Genomic DNA, 17,022 nt, shown 5'->3' on the forward strand with positions numbered 1-17,022 from the left:
GTCATTTGCCCTTTTGACGAGGATCGAGCAGATCGCGGATGCCATCGCCCAGCAGGTTGAAACCGATGGCGGTCACCAGGATCGCCAGGCCCGGGAAGGTCGAGTACCACCACTGGTCGAGGATGAAATTGCGGCCGCTGGCGACCATCACGCCCCATTCCGCGGTGGGCGGCTGGGCGCCGAGGCCGATGAAGCCCAGTGCCGATGCCATGAGGATTGCATTGCCGATGTCCAGGCTGAATTGCACCAGCAGCGGCGGCATGGCGTTGCGTGCCACGTGCCAGTGCACCAGGTGCCATTTGCCGGCGCCGAAGGTGCGGGCTGCCTGGACGTAGGCTAGCTGGCGGATGCTCAGGGTCTGGCCGCGCGCCAGGCGCACATAGAAGGGGATGCGCACCAGGGTGATGGCCAGCATGGCGTTGAATAGGCTCGGCCCGAGGGCGGCGGCCAGGGCCATGATCAGCACCAGCGAAGGCACCGAGAGGATGATGTCCATCAGGCGCATCATCAGGCGATCGAAGGCGCCGCCGACGATGCCCGACAGGCAGCCGAGCAGGCCGCCGATGGCGCAGGCGGCAAAGGCCACGAACAGGCCGACGCCCACCGACTGGCGGCTGCCGTAGATCACCCGGCTGAGCAGGTCGCGACCCACCTCGTCGGTGCCGAACCAGTGCAGGGCGCTGGGTGCCTGCAGGCGGGCGGTGAGTTTCAGCGCGTTGGGCTGATAGGGCGCCAGCCAGGGCGCGGCGGCCATGCACAGCAGCACCAGCAGGGTGATCACCAGCCCCGTGAGCATCAGCGGATTGCGGCGGATGCGCCAGGCCAGCCAGGCGGTCTGCTCGCGCCAGCTGGGGCGCGAGGCGGTCAGGGTCGTCATGCTAGTTCACCTTGCCGATGCGGGGATCGACCAGCCGGTAGAGCAGGTCGATGAAGCGGTTGAGCAGGACGTAGATGAAGGACACCACGATGGCGAAGCCCATGACCGCCGGGAAATCCAGCGCCTGGATCGACTTGACCACGTACGCGCCCATGCCTGGCCAGGCGAACACGGTCTCGGTGAGCACCGCGCCATAGAGCAGGTCGCCCAGGGCCAGGCCGATCACCGTGATGGAGGGAATCAGTGCGTTGGGCAGCGCGTGGCGCAGCACCACGGTGGTCTGCGACAGACCGTAGGCGCGGGCGGTGCGGATATAGTCCTCGCCCAGCTGTTCGAGCATGGCGCCGCGGATCTGCCGGGTGATGACGCCCAGGTTGACGAAGGCCAGGGTCACCGCCGGCAGCAACAGGTGCCTGGCCGCGCTGACGAAGCCGGTGAGATCCCCCGCCAGCAGGGTATCGATCAGATAGAAGCCGGTCACCGCGGGCGGTGGCGTCAGCCCCTGGTCCAGGCGCCCGCCGCCCGGCAGCCAGCCGAGGTGCCCGTAGAACAGCACGATCAGCCCCAGGCCAAGCCAGAAGGCCGGGGTGGAGATGCCGGCCACCGCCAGGGTACGGCTGATGTGGTCGATCCAGCGGTTGTTGTAGACCGCCGAGAGCACGCCCAGCGGCACGCCGATGAGGATCGACAGCAGCAGCGCCGCCAGGGCCAGCTCCAGGGTGGCCGGGAAGAACAGCCGGAGGTCTTCCAGCACCGGGCGATGGGTGCGGATCGACTGCCCCAGATCGCCCTGTAGCAGGTCCCCCATGTAGCGGAAGTATTGCTGGTAGAGCGGCAGGTCCAGGCCCAGCTGCTGACGGATGCCGGCGACGATCTCGTCACTGGCACGCTCGCCGGCGATCAGCCGCGCCGGATCGCCCGGGATCAGGTGGGAGATGACGAAGGTGATCAGGGACACCCCGATCACCACGATGAGGATATCGGTCAGCTGCTTGCGCAGCAGGTGGAAGAAGGCCATGGCATACCTCGCGAGGCGGGTGCCGGAGCGCGCCGGCACCCGTCGCCCTTACTTGGACATCGCAGCGAAATCGAAGACCTGCTCGAGCATGGGGTTGAACACGTACCCCTTGACCGCGGCGCGCATCGGCACTGTGTAGGCCTTCTGGTAGAGGTAGGCGTAGGCGGCGTCGCCCACCACGATCTTCTGGGCCTCCTGGTACAGCGCCTTGCGCTGGGCCACGTCACTGACGCTGGCGGCGTCGCGCAGCAGCTGGTCCACCTTGGGATTGCTGTAGAAGGCGCGGTTGCCCGCCAGCCCCGCATTGGTGCTGTCGAACCAGAAGTTCATGAACATGTAGGGGTCGGCGAAGTCCGGACTCCAGTTGCCGATGGCGACGTCGAAGTCGCCCTTGCCCAGGCGTTCGCGGAAGGTGGCGTTGGCCAGCTTCTCCATCTTCAGGTTGACGCCAAGGGTGCCCAGGCCTGCCTGCAGGGTCAGGCCGATGGGCTCCCAGGCCGGATCCTTGTCCGAGTAGAGGAATTGCAGCTCCCGCACCTTGGGCGCCTTGCCCAGGGCGGTCTGGGCGGCTTCCAAATCCTGCCTGGGCATTGGCAGGCTCGGATCATGCCCCCACATGCCGTCCGGGATCGGACCGTTCATGAGCTTGGCCTTGCCCATGGCGATGCCTTCGACAATGCCCTGGTAGTCGAGGGAGTCGACCACGGCCTTGCGCGCGTTGACGTCGTTCAGGGGCGCGCGCCTGTTGTTGAGGTAGAGGTAGGTCACCCGCAGCGAGGGGTAGGCGGTGGTGACGAAGCCGGACTTCTGCGCCAGGGCCTTGACCTGGTCTTCGGGCAGGTCCTCGATGATGTCCAGGTCACCCTGTTCCAGTTGCAGGCGCCGTACCGATGGCTCGGCGATGATGCGGATCACCACCTGCTTGAGCGTGGGCGCCTGGCCGGCGTAGTGCGGGTTGGGCTCCAGGGTCAGCGACTGGCCCTTCTGCCAGGCGGCCAGGCGATAGGCGCCGGAGCCGGCTGTGTGGCCGGCCAGCCAGGCGTCCACGTCCTTGCCGTGGGTGCCGGCCACCTTGGGGTTGATCACGCTGGCGCCGTCGTGGGCCAGGGCGAAGAGGAAGGGCGCGAAGGGCTTCTGCAGGATGAATCTGATCGTCTGCGGATCCACCACGGTCACAGCCATGTCCGCCGGGAAGATGCTGGACGGGCCCTGCTTGAGCTTCATCAGGCGCTCGACGGAGAACTTGACCGCCTCGGCCGTGACCTCGCTGCCATCGTCGAACCTGTTGCCGGGCTTCAGGGTGAAGGTCCACACCAGGTTGTCCGGAGAGACGGTCCAGCCGATGGCCAGGTCGCCCTCGACGTCGGTGCTGCCCTTGCCGTCTTCCACCTTGTAGCGCATCAGGCGCTGGTAGGCCGGATAGGTCACGGTCCAGTCGTTGTTGTCGAAGGTCACGCCCGGATCGACGGTCTGCAGATCCGCAGGCTTGCCGATGACCAGGGTGTCGGTCGCGGTGGCGGCGCTGGCCGGTTGCCAGGCGCCGAGGCCCAGCAGGGAAACCAGGGCGAGCACGCGGGACGCCGATGAAACGTGGGTGCGCGAAGACGAGAACATGCCGGTACCTCGGATTGTTTGGGTTTATGGGTGTTTCGGCAGTGGGCAAGGCGGTCGAGCGAAGGGCTCGCGGCGCCGGATTCGAATGACCCGGTCGCCGGCAGGATCAGTTCAGCAGGGCGGCGAGCTCCTCCTGGCTGAGATGGTGGTAGTCGATCAGTGCATAGCGGCGGGCGTCGGGCAGTTCGAAGTGCCACCACTCGCTGGGAATGAAGGTGAAGCCGGCGCTCTGCATGATGCCCAGCAGCAGCAGGCGGTTGCGCTGGGCGGCGGCGGGCAGCGCCGGATTGAACAGGTGCGACAGCTCGCGCATGTCGTCGAAGCCGGTACCCATGTCCAGCGGTTCACCGGCCTCGTCGAGCAGGGTCACGTCCACGGCCACGCCGCGGCTGTGGTGCGACCCCTGCGCCGGATCGCTCACGTACTGGGCGTCCGGCAGCACCCGCCATAGCAGTTGCTGGGCATAGGGCGGGCGGTAGGCATCCAGCACCTGCAGGCGCAGACCGGCTTGCTGCGCCAGCGCGCTGGCGCGTTGCAGGCGGACGGCGGCATCCCGGTGCAGCAGGCAGTGGGCGTCCTGGTAGAGCACCTTGCCGGCCAGGTTGTCGGCGGTCGCATAGACCAGGTGGATGGCGACGCCGTAGTGGTCGGCGTCGATCTCGACGAGTTCTGGATGGTTCACGGTACGGGGTGCTTCCTTGGGATGAAGAAGAGGGCCAGGGCTCATTCGAATTGCCCGAAGCGCTGCTGCAGGGCGCGGTTGCTGGCCAGACGCTGTTCCAGGGCATCGCCCGAACGATCCGCCACCGCTGACACCAGCAGGTTCAGCAGGCAGGCCAGCGGCGCCAGGGAGTCCCAGAACTGGTCGACTTCCAGGCGCAGTTGCAGCAGGTCGGCGGGATAGTCCCGCGCCCAGGGGCAGTGGTAGTCGGTGATCAGCGCCATGGGCAGCCCGGCATCGCGAGCGCTCTCGCAGAGCTTGCGGGTCACGCTGGAGTAGGCGCGAAAGTCGGCCACCACCAGGTAGGGCCGGGCGAAGCCGCTGTTGAAGATATCGGCGTAGGTGCCCGACAGGCCGTCGACGTAGAAGGCCTTGGGCCGGATGTATTCCAGCAGGCTGTGAAAACTGCCGAGCACCCCGCGGGTGGTCTGGATACCGGCGATGAACACGGCGTCCGCGCCGGTCAGCTGCTGCACCACCTGTTCGAACACCGGGCCTCGGGCCTGCTGGTAGACGTCCTCGATGGCGGCGAGCTCGGCGGCCAAAGAACGGTCCAGGGCGTCGCTGCGTCCACTCTGCTGGCGAAAGGCACTGAAGCGGTCGGTGATGCGCCAGGCTTCCAGGCCTTCGTCTCTCAGGCTCTGCTTGACGTCGTCGAGGTTGCGATAGCCCAGCGAGCGCAGCAGCCGGCCTACGGAAATGCCGGTGGTGTTGGTGCGCTGGGCGATGCTGTCGGCGGTCTCGAAGGGCAGCTTTTCCGGATTGGCCAACAGGTAGCCCGCGACGCGTTTGCCGGTGGGCGTAAGGTCGGCGAAGGCGCCTTCGAGGGCTTGGAAGAACAGCGGCTTGGTCAAGGTGCAGATCCGCAATGTTATCGAGCTGTCATTAAAAGCTCCGTTGTTCGAAAGCTAACATTGGTTTTCCAGGCGTCGCAAGAGGTCGCACGCCGGTTGTCACCGAGGTGTCGCAAAGCGGATTCAGGGGTCGTTGGGAGATAAGTCGCTAGAGGCTGAATGGCCAGGAGGATGGTAGCGGCGTCCCGGACGAGACGCCGCGATACAGCCGGAGGTCAGCCCAGCGGCGACTCCATGTGCGAGGTGCGCTCGACGGCGCCATAGCGATCGCTAACCGCATGGGCGCGTTCCAGCAGCACCTTCAGCTCGGCCAGGTCCTGGGCGATGCGAGTGCCGGGGTCGCGGCGCAGCAGGCGGGCGAACAGGTGGCCGAGGCGCCCGGCTGGCGGCTCGTAGGCCATGACCGCGGTCACCTCGGTGCCACCGGGCACATCGGCGAAGCTGACCCAGCCCAGGTTGTTCAGGCCGGCGTAACCGCACGAGCGCCAGCCGATCAGCCGGCCCGGTTCGTCGTCGGTGACTTCGGCGTCCCATTCGAAACGCCCCATGGGCGCCTTGACCACCCAGTGGGAATAGCGGTCGTTGAGCACGTCCACGCGTTCGATATGGCGCATGAAGATTGGCAGATTGGAGAAGTCGCGCCAGAAGCGATAGAGCTCATCGCGGGGGCGGGCGATGACGACCCGGCGGGTCTGGGAGGCCGCCGAATGCCAGGCCAGCGAACGGCGGACGTCGCGCTCGAAACGCACCTTGGTCAGGGTGCGCTTGATCGAGCAGTGACCGCGCAGGCCGCGGTTCAGTAGCCAGGCACCGGTGGCGCCGGTCAGCAGGCCGAGCAGACCGCCACGCGCCAGGCCGCGGCTGATCAGCAGGCCACCGCCGGCCACGGAGGCCAGGCGTTCGACGCCCTTGATGGCAGCGGCGTCGCGAGGCGGAGGAGCGAGAGTGGGAGTGGGGGCATCTAGGTGCATGGCAGATTCTCCTTTGGCTGTGGAAAAGACCTGCCCAGAGCCCCTGCCGTTCCCTAGCCGGTGAGGCCCAGTACCCGGAAGATGAAGGCGTATTCCAGGGCCACGTCGCGCAAGGCCTGGTAACGCCCGCTCATGCCGCCATGGCCGGCGTCGAATTCGGTCTTGAGCAGGAGCAGGGGCGCCTGATCGGTCCGCCGCTCGCGCAGCCGCGCCACCCATTTGGCGGCTTCCCAGTACTGCACCCGGGTGTCGTGATAGCCGGCCACCGCCAGGATGGCCGGATAGGCCTGGGCCTTCACGTTTTCGTAGGGCGCGTAGCTGGCGATGCGCGCGCGCACCTCGGGCTCGCTCGGATCGCCCCACTCGTCGTACTCGGTCACGGTCAGCGGCAGGTCCGGCTTGAGCATGGTGTTGAGCACGTCGACGAAGGGCACCTCGGCGATGGCGGCGGCATAGAGGTCCGGACGCTGGTTGAGCACGGCGCCGATCAGCAGACCGCCGGCGCTGCCCCCACTGATGACCACCTGTTGCGGGGTCGTCAGGCCCTGTTCCAGCAGATGCTCGGTGCAGGCGATGAAGTCATCGAAGGTGTTCTGCTTGTGTTCCAGCTTGCCGCTGCGATACCAGGCCTCACCCAGCTCGCCGCCGCCGCGCACATGGGCGATGGCGAAGCGCACGCCGCGATCCAAAAGGCTCAGGCGGGCATGGGAGAACCAGGGATCGAGGCTATGGCCGTAGGCGCCGTAGCCATAGAGGTACAGCGGGGCGCTCTGCGGCAGGTCGCGACGACCGACCAGGCTGATGGGGATACGGGTGCCATCGGCGGCGGTGGCCCACAGGCGGCGGCTTTCATAGGCATCGGCGTCGAACGGGCCTTCCACCGGGACCTGCTTGAGCACTCGCTGGGTACCGCTGGCCAGGTCCAGTTCGCGGATTTCGGCGGGGCGATTGAGCGCCTCGTAGCGCAGGCGCATGACCGGACTGTCGAATTCCAGCACGTCCATGGCATCCAGGCTGTAGACCTCGTCCGGCAGGTCGACGCGATAGGGTGCCTGGCCGTAGGGTCGCACCTCGAGGATCGGCAGGCCGGCGGTACGCAGGCTCAGCACCAGCGCCTGGGCGCCGAGGCTGGCATCCTCCAGCATCACGTCCGGGTCATGGGGCACCACCAGCTGCCAGTGCGCACGGGTGGGGCTGTCCTCGGCGGCCTGGTAGAGCGCGAAGTTGATGCCGTCCTGGTTGCTGCGGATGTACCAGCCATCGACGCCATGGTCGGGGAAATACTCGTGGCCTTCCTTGCGGGGCGCCAGGCAGACAAAGGCCTCGTCCGGCCGATCCGCGTCCAGCACCCAGGCTTCGCTGGTGGTCTTGCTGTGCGACAGCAGCAGCAGCTTGCGCTCGGAGCTCGAACGATAGCAGCCGAGGAAGAAGCGTCCGTCGGTCTCGTGGAAGACCAGTTGCGGCTCGGCATCGCCCAGGTGGTAGCGATAGAGCTTGTGCGGACGATGGGATTCGTCGCGCTCGCCAAAGAACAGGGTGCGGCTGTCATTGGCCCAGGTCAGGCTGCCGTCGCACTCCTCGAAGGGCAGTTCGGTCACCTCGCCGGTGGCCAGTTCCTTCACATAGAGCCGGTAGGTCTCGTCGCCGACCTGGTCGAGGCTGTAGGCGAGCCGAGTCTGGTCCGGGCTGATGGTGAAGCGGCCGACCGAGAGAAAGCCGCCGTCGGCGATGGCGTTGCCGTCGAACAGCAACTCTTCGGTCGCCGGATCCGGCGTCAGGTCGCCATTGGCCGGGCGACGGCAGCGATAGTTGCGGCCGTATTCGTCGCCGGCCTGGGTGCGCTGATAATAGAGATAGTCGCCGCGGGGGACGGACAGCGACAGGTCCGTCTCGCGAATGCGCGCGCGGATCTCTTCGAACAGCTGTTCGCGCAGGGGGGCTTCGGGCGCCAGCTCGGCTTCCAGGTAGGCGTTCTCGGCTTCCAGGTGCGCCAGCACCTCGGGGGCGTCGCGGCTCTCCAGCCAGACGTAGGGATCGTCACCGGGGGCGCGGCGGGCAGTGGGGGCTTGGGTCATGCGGGCTCCTTGGGCGCCGCGCAAGAGCACGCGGGCGGGGCAAAACCGCTATCATAGGCTTCTCCTTTCCGCTATCGCCATGGATCGCAATGACCGAGCAAGAGTACCTGATCGCCTGGGCCGTCTACGCCATCGCCGCGCTGCTGTTGTTGGTGGTGTCTTTCAAGGCCACCGGCTGGCTCTGGCGCTGGCTGCGCGAACCCATCCGGCTGGTGGTGGCCGTGCTGCTGGTGACGCCGGCCCTGGTGGATGCCGAGCATGGCCTCTATGCCCCGGCGATCGCCGTGACGGTGCTGGATCTGGTGTTCAAGGTGGGCAACAGCGCCTGGTCGGCCGTGGCCAACCTGGCGGCTGCCGGCACCATCGGCATAGTGCTCTACCTGATTTTCGTCCTCTGTCGCTGGCTGTACCGTCGCTCCCATCCGCGTCCGGAACCGGTCGCTGCAGCAGCGCCGACGGATGATCCGCAACCGGAATCGCCGGTGGCCCCACGGGCCCCGGCAGCCCCGGTCGAGCGCCGCGAACCCCGGGGCCGTAGCGAGCGCGTCGAACCCCGTCTGTAATCCAGGCTTGCGCCCAGGACGTGACCCCTTCAGCATGCTGGCGAAGGGCAGCGGCTGCAGCCGCCGTTGAACCAGGCAGCCACCCCGGAGGGACGGACATGTGCGAATTGCTGGGCATGAGTGCCAACGTGCCCACGGATCTGGTCTTCAGTCTCCAGGGCCTCATGCAGCGCGGTGGGCGTACCGGTCCGCATCGGGACGGCTGGGGCGTGGCCTTCTACGAGGGCAGGGGCCTGCACCTGTTCAAGGATGCCCTGCCAGGCGCCGATTCCGAGGTGGCCAAGCTGGTCCAGGGCTACCCGATCAAGAGCCATACGGTGATCGGCCATATCCGCCACGCCAACGTCGGGTCGGTCAATCTGGCCAATACCCACCCCTTCGTGCGGGAACTGGGCGGTCGCTACTGGAGCTTCGCCCATAACGGCCAGCTGCAGGATTTCCACCCCGAGCCGCGTTTCTATCGTCCGGTGGGCGATACCGACAGCGAGACGGCCTTTTGCAGTCTGCTCGATCAGGTCCGCGAGCGCTTTCCCGAACCCGTCCCGGTCGAGATGCTGTTGCCGCAGCTGGTGAACGCCTGCGATGGCTTTCGCAAGAAGGGCGTCTTCAATTGCCTGCTCAGCGACGGCGACTGGCTGTTCAGCTTCTGCACAACAAAGCTCGCCCATATCACCCGCCGCGCCCCCTTCGGTCCGGCCCAGTTGCGCGATGCGGAAGTCCACATCGATTTCAAGGCCGAGACCACGCCCAACGACGTCGTCACCATCATCGCCACCGAGCCACTGACTTCCGACGAGGTCTGGACCCTGCACCAGCCGGGGGAATGGCATCTCTGGTGGGATGGCGAGATCGTCTCCCAGGGCCGCGTCTAGACAGGAAACCACTTCACGATGCTGCGCAGTTATATTCGTCTGCTGTTGTTCACCCTGGCCTTGCTGGTAGGGGTGCAGATTCCCGGCTTCATGCTCGACTACGAGCAGCGCGTGGATGCCCATCGCCTGGAGTCCGATCAGGCCCTGAGCGGCTTCAGGCAGACCGCGCAGCAGTACTTCGAGGGCAGTCTCGAGGGTCTGCTGGCGCACTATCAGGCCAGTGACGATCCGGTCTTTCGCAGCGATGCCGACAGCCTTGGCATCCTGATACGTCGTAATGCGCTGTTCAACGAGGAATGGCAGGCGCTGCAGGGGCCCTGGTACCAGCGGGCCTGGCACATCCTGGTGTCGCCCAACAGCGAACTGCGCGACGAGACCCTGCGGCAGTATCGCTATCAGGTAGTGCTTACCCCCGAAGCCATCGGCTGGGGGATAGGGCTGGGATTGGCCTTGGCGGTAACGGTGGAAACCCTCGCGCTCTGGCTTTCAATCCTGCTCTATCCGCGGCGTCCGGCCCGGCGGGTGTCCTAGCTTTCAAAAAAATTTCACGTTTTCAGGCGTTTAGCTGAAAAAAGGGCTTGACGCTAAAGTCCCGCGCTGTAGAATGCGCACCCACAGCAGGCACGTAGCTCAGTTGGTTAGAGCACCACCTTGACATGGTGGGGGTCGTTGGTTCGAATCCAATCGTGCCTACCAAACAAAACCCGCACTGCTGGCGGGTAAGAAAAAAGGCGATCCGAAAGGGTCGCCTTTTTTCGTTTGGGGATGGATTGGGAAAGTGCCCAGTGGTCAGGGCTTCAGATCCGTCCTGGCGATTCCGGATTCGATGACCAATGGCGCGGCGCAGCCATTCCGCCGTCGCCCGCCGTCCTTGAATGGCCGCCAAGCCTTCATGGCAGGCCGCTGGCGCTGCTGCTCGGCATTCTTCATGAACTGAGTCATTCCAGCGGCAGGCCGCTGGGCCAGGGTCTTCGCCCCCAGGAAGGCGAAGCGCTAGGCGGCTTGCTGGCGGGCGGTCATCGGCCACGTGAGCGCGACGAACGCCATTCCGCCACCCACCAGCAGCAGCGCTGCACTCAGGCTCCAATGCTGCGCGACGAAGCCGATCGCGGCCGGACCGATGAGAATGCCGGCGTAGCCGATGGTGGTAATCGCTGCGATGGCGTGGCTTGCAGGCATCCGGGTCTGCCTTCCGGCGGCACTGAAGAGCACGGGGACGATGTTGGAAGCGCCAAGGCCCACGAGCAGAAAGCCTGCGAAGGCAAGGGGCTGGCTAGGTGCCAGAACCGCCATCAGGAAGCCTGCCGCGGCGACTAGACCGCCGCCTACGACGACCTTCAGGCTGCCCAGTGCCTTCACGATCCGGTCGCCGGTGAGGCGGCCAATGGTCATCGCCAACGCGAATACCGTGTAGCCGAAGCCGGCCTGCGCCGGATCGACGTCATGCGCATCGATCAGGAACAAGGCGCTCCAGTCCAGGATCGCGCCTTCGCCGAGAAAGATCAGAAAACAGAGCAGGCCGATGAAGGCGACGATCCCGCGCGGCAGCGTGAACAGCGGGGTATGCCCGGCGTCATGATTGCCGTAGGGCAGCAGACCCTTGATTGAAGCCGCGAGTAGAGCGATCAGCAGCGCGCTGAACACCAGGGTCGCAGTCAGCGGTTGGATTCCAGCCCCCAGCAGGACGCTCATGCCGCCGGCGCCGACGATCCCGCCGACACTGAACAGGCCGTGGAAGCCGGACATCATGTTGCGACCACTGTCCTTCTCGACCATCACGGCCTGGATGTTGATCGCGACGTCCAGGGCGCCGACGCTTGCTCCGAACAGGGCCAGGGCTATGGCCATGCCGAAAATCGAATCGGCGACGGCAAGCAGCGGCAGCACCAGGGCCAGAGCCACCGAGCTGGCCGCGATCACCGCGCGGCATCCTAGGCGGCTGGCAAGGATGCCGACGATGGGCATCGCGACGATGGATCCCAGACCCAGGCAAAGCAGCAGAAGGCCAAGCGTCGAATCATCGGCGCCGATCCTGGCCTTGGCGACGGGCACCAGGGGTGCCCACGCGGCCATGGCAGAACCCGCAATCAAAAAGCCTGCGCGAGTTGCCCATTGCTCGATCGCTCCCGAAGGCTGTCTGGTGGCGAGTTGCACATGTTGCATTGGCGGCGCTCCAAGATAAGGCGGCTGTAGAGGTGATCGCACCTCCTACCAGTCTTAGCTGATCATGCATGATTAAGCAAGAGTGCGCAAAACCGTGCATTCAAGGTTGTATGCGCAGAGCTGGACGGCCATGCCTGATCAGAGCGGGGTGGCAGCTGCCTGGCGTCGAGGTATCGCAGTACCTGGTAGCTCTGCCTGCGGGGAGGGTGGGTGAAGACCTGGGCGAATCCGTGGGTGGAGCGGAGCTTCAGCGCGCCGACAGATTTGGGTGCAGCCACAAACCGATGGCCTCTCCTGCAGCGACAGCCTCTGTCTGGGCATCTTGAGGGCTTGGGCGCCAGCGGCTGTGAGCAGGTCTCACCAGGGTCTTTTGCCTGAGGGGTATGGGCTTGGGTCCCGTCGGGCCTGGCAAACGAAATCTGCATCGGTGACAGGTCATGGAAAAGGGCGATCCGAGCGGTCGCCCTTTTCGTGTTTGCCCGTTCTGCACGCTGTGATCGAAGCGGACTTGCCGGGCATAGGGTCGTTTAACCGGGCGACCTTGCGATCGCCCTGTTTGCGTCTCAAGCCATCAGCTGCTTGGGGTAACGGTCTCGGTAAAGGAGCCTGCCGGCTGCAGGCCGTGCTTGTTCGCCGTGAAGTCCAAGGCCGTCGAGGCATAGCGCACGCCATCCTGAACCTGCTTGAGCGTCAGGTTGGCCTCATAGAACTTGTCGCTGGCCAGTTGCTTGGCCGCCTGGTCGACGTCCGTCATGGTCTGCTTGAGCGGTGCCAGGGCAATGGCCGTATCGATATCAACATCGGCCAGGCGCAAGGTCTCTGCAGCACCCTTGGCGTCGCCCTGTTTAAGTTTGTTATTGGCATCGGCCACTGCCTTAACTTTCTGCGGACTGGCCATATAACTGTCCTGCACCACGGTATCGCCCCAGATCGGTAGCCAGGCCGTTACGGCAGTACTGGTATCGGCCTTGCCCTGATTGTCCTTGACCTGCAATTCACTTGCGGCTTTTTTCAATGCGGTATTATCCGACTGCGCAAGTTTGAGTGCCTGCTGGGCGTCCTTGACGTGGGACACCGCTTGCTTGGTTTGCCCCTGGAAGAGTTCCAGGCGTGCGGCGGAAATGTCGGTGAAGGCCCGTTGCCCCTGGGTGGACAGGGCCTGGAAGCTGCCCAGCTCGTTTGCCGAGGGGGCTTGGTTCGCGGCGATGGCCACAGACGAGCAGGCGGCTACGATGGCAACGACCAGCATGCTCTTTGCCAGTGTGTTCTTGACGTTCATTTGCTGCCTCCAGCGGATATGCAATTGAAGTAAGGCTATCGCTCAGGTACCAGAACCAGGTTCTGCAGTGCCTGGAATCGATACTCCGCCGTATCGCTTAACACCGGATTAATAAGGTCGGGGCTTTTCTTGAATAGCCGCTGAACAAGTTTGCGTGGATGAATTCGGGTGATCTTGCCATGCCTGATCAAGATAAATATTTGATCGAGTCCGGCTTGAGTTTGTTTGGCACGGTAGAACTTTCCGGAAGTCCGCGTCGGTCTTCTGCAGGGCTCCCGAGTAGGGGTGTGACCGCTTGCCTCGGTCGTGAGGCCCTGGGTTTTCACGTAGACTGGCGAACGATTTTTCTTGGGGCTTCGCTGCTTCGCCAGGCGCGAGCAGGCCCCGTTACCGCGAGGAGCGAGTGATGACGCAGGGTGGTGAAGGCCGGCAGATCGGCAAGGGTGGTTGCCTGGGATTGATCCTGCTGTCGATCCTGTTCGCGGTCGTGATCTTCGGCTCCATCATCTACGTCTATCGCCACAATGCGACGCCGGTCAGCCGCGCCAACGAGCAGCAGGCCATCGACCAGTGCCTGGCGCGGGCCAACGCCGCGGACACCTCGCCGGCGGATCGCCAGGCGCTGATGGAAAACTGTCAGGAAATGCAAAAGCAGTTCCTCAAGAAGTATCCCGACGCAGCCCGCTAGAGAGACGGCAGTCCCTTGCGAGGTTGCGCTAGGTCTCAGTTTCTGAAAGGATTTCCGTCCCAAACTTTCCAGTGATCCTTTCGCGTCGCCCGGAATGCCTTGCGGCCCTGCCACTGTGCGGCGGGATTTCCAGCGGTGCGGCTGCTTACTGGCCAATCCCACCATGTGGCCCTTGGTATGGGTCACCACTGAGTTGAGGAGGCGCCATGCCTGTCATTACTCTCCCCGACGGTAGCCAACGTCCATTCGACAAGCCCGTCACCGTAGCCGAAGTCGCCCAGTCCATCGGTGCCGGTCTTGCCAAGGCCACCATCGCCGGTCGTGTCGACGGCCAACTGCGCGATGCCAGCGATCTCATCGGGCAGGATGCGAACCTGCAGATCATCACCGCCAAGGACGAGGACGGTCTGGAGATCATCCGCCACTCCTGCGCCCACCTGGTGGGTCATGCGGTCAAGCAGCTGTTCCCGACCGCCAAGATGGTCATTGGCCCGGTGATCGACGAAGGCTTCTACTACGACATCTCCTTCGAGCGTCCCTTTACCCTGGATGACCTCTCGGCCATCGAGACGCGGATGCGCGAGCTGATCGACAAGGATTACGACGTCATCAAGAAGATGACGCCGCGCGCCGAGGTCATCGAGGTGTTCAAGGCCCGGGGTGAGGAGTACAAGCTGCGCCTGATCGATGACATGCCCGAGGAGCAGGCCATGGGCCTGTACTACCACGAAGAATACGTCGACATGTGCCGGGGCCCGCACGTCCCCAACACTCGCTTCCTCAAGGCGTTCAAGCTGACCAAGCTGTCCGGCGCCTACTGGCGTGGCGACGCCAAGAACGAGCAGCTGCAGCGCATCTATGGCACCGCCTGGGCGGACAAGAAGCAGCTGGCGGCCTACATCCAGCGCATCGAGGAAGCCGAGAAGCGCGACCATCGCCGCATCGGCAAGCAACTCGATCTCTTCCACCTGCAGGAAGAAGCGCCCGGCATGGTGTTCTGGCACGCCAACGGCTGGACCGTCTACCAGGTGCTCGAGCAGTACATGCGCAAGGTCCAGCGCGAGCACGGCTACCAGGAGATCAAGACGCCCCAGGTGGTCGATCGCATCCTGTGGGAGCGCTCGGGTCACTGGTCCAACTACGCCGAGAACATGTTCACCACGGCGTCGGAAAACCGCGACTTCGCGGTGAAGCCCATGAATTGCCCCTGCCACGTGCAGGTGTTCAACCAGGGTCTGAAGTCCTACCGCGACCTGCCGCTGCGCCTGGCCGAGTTCGGTGCCTGCCACCGCAACGAGCCGTCCGGCGCCCTGCACGGCATCATGCGCGTGCGCGGCTTCACCCAGGACGATGCCCATATCTTCTGCACCGAAGAACAGGTGGAGAAGGAGGCGGCCGATTTCATCAAGCTGACCCTGCAGGTCTATGCCGACTTCGGCTTCACTGACGTGATCATGAAGCTCTCCACGCGCCCGGCCAAGCGCGTCGGTTCCGAAGAGCTGTGGGATCGCGCCGAGAAGGCCCTGGCGGATGCGCTGGATGCCTCGGGTCTGGAGTGGGAATACCAGCCGGGCGAGGGCGCCTTCTACGGACCGAAGATCGAATTCACCCTCAAGGATTGCCTGGGCCGTAACTGGCAGTGCGGTACCCTGCAGTATGATCCGAACCTGCCGGAGCGACTCGACGCCAGCTACATCTCCGAGGACAACAGCCGTCAGCGTCCGGTGATGCTGCACCGTGCCATCCTCGGTTCCTTCGAGCGCTTCATCGGCATGCTCATCGAGCACTATGCCGGTCTGTTCCCGGCGTGGCTCGCCCCGACCCAGGCGGTGGTGCTCAATATCACCGACAAACAGGCCGATTTTGCCCAGCAGGTCGTCGGCGAATTGAACGCTGAGGGCTTCCGAGCCAAAGCCGACTTGAGAAACGAGAAGATCGGCTTTAAAATCCGCGAGCATACTTTGCTCAAGGTTCCCTATCTCCTGGTTATTGGAGACCGGGAGGTTGAGACACGATCCGTTGCCGTGCGTACCCGTGAGGGCGTTGACCTGGGCTCCATGCCCGTCGAACGTTTCCGCGAGCTGCTCACGCAAGCGGTTTCCCGGCGTGGCCGGCAAGATTCGGAGTAATCACTATCAAGCAGCGTGACATGAGACAAGACAAGCGAGCCGCCCCCCGGGCACCGATCAACGAAAATATCACCGCCCGGGAAGTTCGCCTTATTGGCGCCGATGGTCAGCAAGTAGGCATCGTCTCCATCCAGGAGGCCCTGCAGGCTGCTGAAGACGCCAAGCTGGATCTGGTGGAAATCACCGCCGACGCCCTACCTCCGGTCTGCCGGATCATGGACTACGGCAAGCACGTCTTCGAGAAGAAGAAGCAAGTCGCGGCGGCGAAGAAGAACCAGAAGCAGGCTCAGGTCAAAGAAATCAAGTTTCGTCCAGGGACGGAAGAAGGGGATTACCAGGTAAAACTACGCAACCTGGTACGTTTCCTAACCGAGGGGGACAAAGCCAAGGTCTCGTTGAGATTCCGCGGCCGGGAGATGGCCCACCAGGAGCTGGGCATGGAGCTGTTGAAGCGGGTCGAAGCTGACCTCGTCGAACACGGCGCCGTTGAGCAGCATCCTAAGATGGAAGGACGCCAACTCATCATGGTCATCGCCCCCAAGAAGAAAAAGTAACTACCAGGGCACTGGCAGGCCTTGCTGTTATGCGTAATCACTCAATGCGGAGTATCCGAACATGCCAAAGATGAAAACCAAAAGCGGCGCTGCAAAGCGCTTCGTGAAAACTGCTGGTGGCATCAAGCACAAGCACGCTTTCAAGAGCCACATTCTGACCAAGATGACCACCAAGCGTAAGCGTCAGCTGCGCGGTACGTCGCTGATGCATGCATCCGACGTCCAAAAGGTCGAGCGCATGCTGCGCCTTCGTTAATCCTGGTTAAGAATTTAAAGGAATTTACTCATGGCTCGTGTTAAGCGTGGCGTTATCGCTCGTCGCCGTCACAAGAAAATCCTGAAGCTCGCAAAAGGCTACTACGGTGCCCGTTCGCGCGTCTTCCGCGTCGCTAAGCAAGCGGTAATCAAGGCAGGCCAATACGCCTACCGTGACCGCCGTCAGAAGAAGCGTCAGTTCCGCGCTCTGTGGATCGCTCGTATCAACGCTGGTGCTCGTATCAACGGTCTGTCCTACAGCCGTCTGATCGCCGGCCTGAAGAAAGCGGCCATCGAGATCGACCGTAAGGTACTGGCCGATCTGGCCGTGAACGAAAAAGCGGCGTTTGCTGCGATTGTCGAGAAAGCTAAAGCTTCGCTGGCTTAAG

17 protein-coding genes and 1 tRNA gene are annotated in these 17,022 nt (G+C 64.1%); 9 read left to right on the forward strand and 9 right to left on the reverse strand.

Annotation, left to right across the window (positions count from 1 at the left end):
* Position 1 precedes the first annotated feature (1 nt).
* The 7 genes from ddpC to QE393_RS04710 form a co-directional block, all read right to left on the reverse strand.
* Entirely contained in the window at positions 2-877 is an 876-nt protein-coding gene (gene ddpC, locus QE393_RS04680) for a D,D-dipeptide ABC transporter permease (RefSeq protein WP_310042319.1), read from the reverse strand.
* Position 878: 1 nt separating this feature from the next.
* A complete protein-coding gene (locus QE393_RS04685; protein ID WP_273809173.1) occupies positions 879-1,895 on the reverse strand; it encodes an ABC transporter permease in 1,017 nt (338 codons plus the stop codon).
* 48 nt (positions 1,896-1,943) lie between these two features.
* Positions 1,944-3,509 (reverse strand): ABC transporter substrate-binding protein, encoded by a 1,566-nt coding sequence (locus tag QE393_RS04690; RefSeq protein WP_310042320.1) that lies wholly within the window; start codon positions 3,507-3,509, stop codon positions 1,944-1,946.
* 106 nt (positions 3,510-3,615) lie between these two features.
* The gene (ddpX, locus tag QE393_RS04695) at positions 3,616-4,191 is read right to left on the reverse strand and encodes a D-alanyl-D-alanine dipeptidase (protein ID WP_310042322.1); all 576 of its coding nucleotides are present in this window, start codon (positions 4,189-4,191) and stop codon (positions 3,616-3,618) included.
* A 41-nt stretch (positions 4,192-4,232) separates the two neighbouring features.
* On the reverse strand, positions 4,233-5,084 hold the full coding sequence (locus QE393_RS04700) for a MurR/RpiR family transcriptional regulator (protein WP_310042323.1): 852 nt from the start codon (positions 5,082-5,084) through the stop codon (positions 4,233-4,235).
* A gap of 215 nt (positions 5,085-5,299) precedes the next feature.
* Positions 5,300-6,055 carry an SRPBCC family protein gene (locus tag QE393_RS04705; RefSeq protein WP_310042324.1) on the reverse strand — a complete coding sequence of 252 codons (756 nt, stop codon included), beginning with the start codon at positions 6,053-6,055 and terminating at the stop codon, positions 5,300-5,302.
* A 53-nt stretch (positions 6,056-6,108) separates the two neighbouring features.
* Positions 6,109-8,130, reverse strand: coding sequence for a S9 family peptidase (locus QE393_RS04710; RefSeq protein ID WP_310042326.1), 2,022 nt, complete (start codon positions 8,128-8,130; stop codon positions 6,109-6,111).
* An 89-nt stretch (positions 8,131-8,219) separates the two neighbouring features.
* Between QE393_RS04710 and QE393_RS04715 the strand changes: the two genes are divergently transcribed.
* From QE393_RS04715 to QE393_RS04730, 4 genes are all read left to right on the forward strand, one after another.
* Positions 8,220-8,693, forward strand: a complete 474-nt coding sequence (locus QE393_RS04715; protein ID WP_310042327.1) for an MFS transporter — start codon at positions 8,220-8,222, stop codon at positions 8,691-8,693.
* A 98-nt stretch (positions 8,694-8,791) separates the two neighbouring features.
* Positions 8,792-9,565, forward strand: coding sequence for a class II glutamine amidotransferase (locus QE393_RS04720; RefSeq protein ID WP_027596905.1), 774 nt, complete (start codon positions 8,792-8,794; stop codon positions 9,563-9,565).
* A gap of 18 nt (positions 9,566-9,583) precedes the next feature.
* Positions 9,584-10,096, forward strand: coding sequence for a DUF2937 family protein (locus tag QE393_RS04725; RefSeq protein WP_263258971.1), 513 nt, complete (start codon positions 9,584-9,586; stop codon positions 10,094-10,096).
* Positions 10,097-10,184: 88 nt separating this feature from the next.
* Positions 10,185-10,261: transfer RNA gene (locus tag QE393_RS04730), tRNA-Val, on the forward strand.
* A 297-nt stretch (positions 10,262-10,558) separates the two neighbouring features.
* Here the strand turns inward: QE393_RS04730 and QE393_RS04735 are convergent.
* Both QE393_RS04735 and QE393_RS04740 read right to left on the reverse strand, forming a co-directional pair.
* On the reverse strand, positions 10,559-11,728 hold the full coding sequence (locus tag QE393_RS04735; RefSeq protein WP_310042330.1) for an MFS transporter: 1,170 nt from the start codon (positions 11,726-11,728) through the stop codon (positions 10,559-10,561).
* A gap of 571 nt (positions 11,729-12,299) precedes the next feature.
* Positions 12,300-13,007 carry a YfdX family protein gene (locus QE393_RS04740; RefSeq protein ID WP_310042331.1) on the reverse strand — a complete coding sequence of 236 codons (708 nt, stop codon included), beginning with the start codon at positions 13,005-13,007 and terminating at the stop codon, positions 12,300-12,302.
* 406 nt (positions 13,008-13,413) lie between these two features.
* Here QE393_RS04740 and QE393_RS04745 point away from each other — a divergent pair, with 406 nt between their 5' ends.
* From QE393_RS04745 to rplT, 5 genes are all read left to right on the forward strand, one after another.
* Complete coding sequence (locus QE393_RS04745; RefSeq protein WP_133859623.1) at positions 13,414-13,695, forward strand: hypothetical protein; 282 nt, start codon at positions 13,414-13,416, stop codon at positions 13,693-13,695.
* A gap of 206 nt (positions 13,696-13,901) precedes the next feature.
* Positions 13,902-15,824: a threonine--tRNA ligase gene (thrS, locus tag QE393_RS04750; protein ID WP_273809189.1), complete on the forward strand. Its 1,923-nt coding sequence runs from the start codon at positions 13,902-13,904 to the stop codon at positions 15,822-15,824.
* Between the two features lie 20 nt (positions 15,825-15,844).
* Complete coding sequence (infC, locus tag QE393_RS04755) at positions 15,845-16,378, forward strand: translation initiation factor IF-3 (protein WP_158891979.1); 534 nt, start codon at positions 15,845-15,847, stop codon at positions 16,376-16,378.
* A 61-nt stretch (positions 16,379-16,439) separates the two neighbouring features.
* The gene (gene rpmI, locus QE393_RS04760; protein WP_007159200.1) at positions 16,440-16,634 is read left to right on the forward strand and encodes a 50S ribosomal protein L35; all 195 of its coding nucleotides are present in this window, start codon (positions 16,440-16,442) and stop codon (positions 16,632-16,634) included.
* 30 nt (positions 16,635-16,664) lie between these two features.
* Complete coding sequence (rplT, locus tag QE393_RS04765) at positions 16,665-17,021, forward strand: 50S ribosomal protein L20 (RefSeq protein WP_007159199.1); 357 nt, start codon at positions 16,665-16,667, stop codon at positions 17,019-17,021.
* Position 17,022: the final 1 nt, after the last annotated feature.

It is taken from the genome of Pseudomonas sp. SORGH_AS_0211 (genome assembly GCF_031453455.1).
GTDB lineage: Bacteria > Pseudomonadota > Gammaproteobacteria > Pseudomonadales > Pseudomonadaceae > Chryseomonas > Chryseomonas aestiva.

What these genes read in the sequence shown, in the direction of transcription:
- ddpC (WP_310042319.1), bottom strand. Translation starts at nt 877, where the DNA reads ATGACGACCCTGACCGCCTCGCGCCCCAGCTGGCGCGAGCAGACCGCC.
- QE393_RS04685 (WP_273809173.1), bottom strand. Translation starts at nt 1,895, where the DNA reads ATGGCCTTCTTCCACCTGCTGCGCAAGCAGCTGACCGATATCCTCATC.
- QE393_RS04690 (WP_310042320.1), bottom strand. Translation starts at nt 3,509, where the DNA reads ATGTTCTCGTCTTCGCGCACCCACGTTTCATCGGCGTCCCGCGTGCTC.
- QE393_RS04705 (WP_310042324.1), bottom strand. Translation starts at nt 6,055, where the DNA reads ATGCACCTAGATGCCCCCACTCCCACTCTCGCTCCTCCGCCTCGCGAC.
- QE393_RS04710 (WP_310042326.1), bottom strand. Translation starts at nt 8,130, where the DNA reads ATGACCCAAGCCCCCACTGCCCGCCGCGCCCCCGGTGACGATCCCTAC.
- QE393_RS04715 (WP_310042327.1), top strand. Translation starts at nt 8,220, where the DNA reads ATGACCGAGCAAGAGTACCTGATCGCCTGGGCCGTCTACGCCATCGCC.
- QE393_RS04720 (WP_027596905.1), top strand. Translation starts at nt 8,792, where the DNA reads ATGTGCGAATTGCTGGGCATGAGTGCCAACGTGCCCACGGATCTGGTC.
- QE393_RS04725 (WP_263258971.1), top strand. Translation starts at nt 9,584, where the DNA reads ATGCTGCGCAGTTATATTCGTCTGCTGTTGTTCACCCTGGCCTTGCTG.
- QE393_RS04735 (WP_310042330.1), bottom strand. Translation starts at nt 11,728, where the DNA reads ATGCAACATGTGCAACTCGCCACCAGACAGCCTTCGGGAGCGATCGAG.
- QE393_RS04740 (WP_310042331.1), bottom strand. Translation starts at nt 13,007, where the DNA reads ATGAACGTCAAGAACACACTGGCAAAGAGCATGCTGGTCGTTGCCATC.
- QE393_RS04745 (WP_133859623.1), top strand. Translation starts at nt 13,414, where the DNA reads ATGACGCAGGGTGGTGAAGGCCGGCAGATCGGCAAGGGTGGTTGCCTG.
- thrS (WP_273809189.1), top strand. Translation starts at nt 13,902, where the DNA reads ATGCCTGTCATTACTCTCCCCGACGGTAGCCAACGTCCATTCGACAAG.
- infC (WP_158891979.1), top strand. Translation starts at nt 15,845, where the DNA reads ATGAGACAAGACAAGCGAGCCGCCCCCCGGGCACCGATCAACGAAAAT.
- rpmI (WP_007159200.1), top strand. Translation starts at nt 16,440, where the DNA reads ATGCCAAAGATGAAAACCAAAAGCGGCGCTGCAAAGCGCTTCGTGAAA.
- rplT (WP_007159199.1), top strand. Translation starts at nt 16,665, where the DNA reads ATGGCTCGTGTTAAGCGTGGCGTTATCGCTCGTCGCCGTCACAAGAAA.